Raw genomic sequence first — 3,909 nt, 5'->3', positions numbered from 1 at the left:
GGGTTCGTGTTCGACGCGCCCGCGCCGTGGCACGACCCGGCCGCCATCGCCCGCGCCGTGGACGAGGCCCCGCGCCCCGCCCCCGCCCAGCCCACTCCCCCGCGCTCCCACCTCCCCGACCCCGGGCCCGGCTCCTCGCTCGATGCCTCGCCCAACGCGGCCATGGAGCGGCTGCGGGAGGTGGCGGAGTCGCTGCTGGGTGACGCTTCGCGGGTGGCGCTGGCCGACGTGCTGGGCTCCGACTGGCCCTCGGCGCGGCGCGTGCTGGCCGACCTGACGACCGTGGACCTGCGGCCCGAGCTGCCTTACCGGCTGACGTGGTCCGACGGGCTCACGATCGATCCGGACCGTGAGCCGGCCTGGCTCTCGCACGGCTACCTGGAGCGCACCTGATGGCCATCGCGGAACGTCCCGAGCCCTTGGAAGGCGACCAGCCGTCCGCTCCGGCTGCTTCGGTGGGAGGCGCGGGAGCGGCCAGCCCGCCGCGAGCCCGCGACGAGGGCCACGCGCCCCATCATGCGGCGGAAGGCGGCGCGGGCGTGACGGTGGAGCATGGCTCGGTCACACCGGCGGCGGATGACCGGAGCGCCACAGCCCCTGGAGCCCCGGCGCCCGAGCAGGCCGGCACGGCGAGAGCCCGCTCGTCCGGACACGGGGAGGGCCGGTCGCGGGCCGGAGGTGGCGGCGTCGCCGCGCAGGCGCGGAGTCGCTCGAAGGGTGCCATGCGGGTGCAGGGCCAGTCCCCGCCCGTGGCTCATGTGCGGGCGCGGTCGGGTGGGCCGCTGTGGCTGGACGCCGGGATGCCGGCGCCGCCCGGGATGGTGCGGCTGACGCGTCCCGACTCCACGGGGCAGGCGCTGCCGGTGTGGCCAGACGGGGTGACGCCGTCGTCGCTGGACGAATACCAGGTGGCGCCCGTCCCTGTGGAGCGGTCCGGGGAGACCCGGCGGGTGCTGGCGGCCGTGCTCAAGTGCTGCTGGACCGACCTGTCCGTGGACCCGTGGCCCGGCGAGCCCGCGCCCGTGGAGCTGGTGCTCGACACGTACCGGGCGCTGATCGGCCGCACCGACGACCTGATGCGCAACTGGGCGATCGGCGCGCTGCGGCGGCTGCACGACTCGGCGTGGATCGTGATGGACGACGGCGTGGTCACACTCGGCCCGCGCTGCGCCCTGTGGCCGGCCGAGTCGCACGCGCAGCTTCAGGAGCTGGTACGCCGCCTGCCCGAGCCCGAGCGCCCCGAGCTCACCGTGGTGGGCGACGCCGACATCGTGGCCGCCACCGAGACGGCTCCTGAGGTGGGCGGCGGACGCGTCGAGGCCGCTTCGGCGGAGTTCGACGATTTGCTGGGGGCATACGACGAGCGGCGGCGGGCGGAGCTGGTGGTGGCGTTCATGGCGGTGGAGCACGCCGCCGAGCCGGTGCAGGAGGTCCGCTTCGCCGCCCTGCGGGACCCGGCGCTGCGCCACACGCTGGGCGAGATGCTGGCCAGGCGCGGCCGTACGCTGATCCAGCACCGCGACCGCTGGACCTCCGGCTACGACGACACGCACGCCGCCGCGCTCGCGAGGTTCGAGGCGGAGTCCACGCACGAGCCGCCTCCCGGCGCCGGCTCAGTCCCATCGGACGAGTCCACGTCGACCGGCCGGGGCGGCGGCGACACCTCAGATGCAGCGCCCTCAACCGTCGAGACAGCCGAGGCGGCCAACGAGACGAGCGCTACCAACGCAGCCGCGACAGCCAACGGGGCCGGCGCGATGAATGCAGCCGCGACGGCCAGCCGGGCGAGCGCGGCCACTGCGGCGGACGCTGGTGATGTGCCCGGCACAGCCGCGGCGGGCGGTGGAGCGGGCGGGACCGGCGGCGCTTCCGGTTCGGGCAGCGCCGCGGCCCTCACGCAGGCGGTCCGGCCGTCGAGCCCAGGCGGTGGCTCGGCGGGTGCGCGGCTGGGAGTGAGCGAGCGGGCGGTGTTGACGCTCGTACTGGTGCACTCGGTGGCGATCCCGAGGGCCGAAGGGCTGCTGCCCGAGGACTCCTGGCTGTCGCCGCACCCCACACCGGTGGACGAGCTGCGCCGCCACACCCAGCTGCCCATCGGCGAGCTGGAGGCGGCGCTGCGGGTGTTGCGCCACTCGGGGCTGTTGAGCCAGGTCAAGGCGGGTGAGGAGGCGGGCGGTTACGTGCCGGGGCCACAGTTCCACCGGCTCACTCCGGCGGCCCGGCGGCGCCTGCAGGAGGAGCTGATCCTGGCGGCCGGGCCGAACACGCCGCTGGCGACCGCCGTACGAGCTCGAAGATCGGCGAAGTGACCGCGGCCGAGAGCGGCGGGTTCAGCGTCAGGACGAATGGAAGGACTACGGGGGTTACAGGTGTCGCAGATGGAGAACGTCGTCGGAGACCGGGTGCTGATCGCCGTGCAGGCGGTCAACATCTCGCGGCTCTCGACCCATCCGGTGCCCACCGTCCCCGGCACCCTCATCGTCGTGGCCGGCGCGGGGCCGAAGGACTCCAACGGCGCGGGTAAGTCGTCGTTCATCGCCTCGATCACGGCGCTGCTCGGGGACGAGCAGTGGCGCTTCGCCTCGGGCGCGAAGGCGGTGTCGGAGCTGCTCTTCAACGCCGAGCTGGCCAGCGGCGCCGGAGCCCGCCAGTGGGCGAGCGCCGACCACGGCTACATCGTGGGCGTCTTCGGCCCGCCCGGCATGGACGGCTTCGCCTCCCATGGCTCGGACGGCTCGCAGACGCCGCCCGTGCTCAGCGGCCCAGCACCGGGTGCACCCCGCGGCCTCGCGATGCCGGACCACACGACAGGGGGCAACGCGTCACAGAGCGCCGTGTCGGCGAACGGCACTGCGCCAGACAGCGCGGCGGCGGACGGCGCGGGCGTGTCCGTTGCGGGCGGCGTGGGGGCGGGTGCCGGGGACGACGAGTTCGTGCTCGAAAATCAGGTGGCCGGAGGTGAGCTGAGCGGGGAGCTGTTCGAGGTGCCCGACACCTCGGGTGGGGCGCTCACCGTGTGGCTCAAGGTCAACCAGGAGGCGCCGCACCTGGAGATCCGCTGGCGGGAAGGGGTGCACCTCGCGGCGTCCCCGACCGAGGCCGAGCGGGTGGCGCGGGCCGACGAGATCTGGGCGTCCCTGCCGAAGTCGGCCGGTAAGCGAGACGTGGTGGCGCGCGACCTGACCAAGGTGCTCTACGGCGACCGGGTCAGGTGCGTGTCGTTCCTGTCCACGTCCGTACGGAGCAAGGTCGCCACCAACCTGCTCTCCCAGCCGCTCAACGAGATCTCCCCCGAGCGCGTCTTCGAGGCCATCGCCGCCCTCACCGGCCTCGACGCCGAGCTGGAGCAGGAGCGGGAGGCCCGACGCGACGAGCACGCCAAGCGCGTGCGCGCGGCGCAGGCGGCCGAGCGGCTGGCGGAGTTCGAGGCGGAGTCGAAGGCGCTGCTGACCACGTTCGACCGGCGTGATCAGGCGAGAATCCGGCTGGCGGACGCGTTGCGGTGCTGGCGGGGCAGACAGGCGCGCAAGCTGGCCGACGCGGCGGCCAGGGACGATACGCTGGCCGCCGACCTGGAGCGGCACCGCGCGGCCGGTGAGGCGGCCGCCGAGGCGATCGCCATGGTCAAGGCGGAGATCTCCACGCTGCGCGAGGACACCCTCGACAGGCAGGTCTCGCAGGCCCGCAAGGAGCTGACGGCGCTCCAGGCGAGGGCGGCCAAGCTCGACGCCGACCGCGCGGTGGCCGAGAACTCCGCCGACGAGCTGCGCGGGATGATTCCGGCGCTGGAGGAGACGCGCAGGTTCGCGGACGGGCATGACCACCATGCAGAACGCCGGGCCGGAGACCATCCGCACGGTCAAGGAACCGCTACGTCGCGCAGGAATGTACACGGCCGCCGGCGCCATC

General features: G+C 74.3%; 1 protein-coding gene and 2 pseudogenes. All 3 read left to right on the top strand.

Annotated elements, in window-relative coordinates; translation table 11 throughout:
- Positions 1-393 (top strand): annotated as a pseudogene (locus AB0J09_RS58595) (hypothetical protein); the annotation flags it as partial.
- Positions 393-2,309, top strand: coding sequence for a hypothetical protein (locus AB0J09_RS58590; RefSeq protein ID WP_360711937.1), 1,917 nt, complete (start codon positions 393-395; stop codon positions 2,307-2,309). The pseudogene AB0J09_RS58595 and the gene AB0J09_RS58590, both read left to right, overlap by 1 nt.
- 69 nt (positions 2,310-2,378) lie before the next feature.
- Positions 2,379-3,909: pseudogene (locus AB0J09_RS58585) on the top strand (hypothetical protein); the annotation flags it as partial.

This window comes from Nonomuraea sp. NPDC049784, from assembly GCF_040659615.1.
GTDB lineage: Bacteria > Actinomycetota > Actinomycetes > Streptosporangiales > Streptosporangiaceae > Nonomuraea.
Note: the sequence above shows the minus strand (reverse complement) of the source record. Positions and strands in the feature narration are given on the sequence as shown.

What these genes read in the sequence shown, in the direction of transcription:
- AB0J09_RS58590 (WP_360711937.1), top strand. Translation starts at nt 393, where the DNA reads ATGGCCATCGCGGAACGTCCCGAGCCCTTGGAAGGCGACCAGCCGTCC.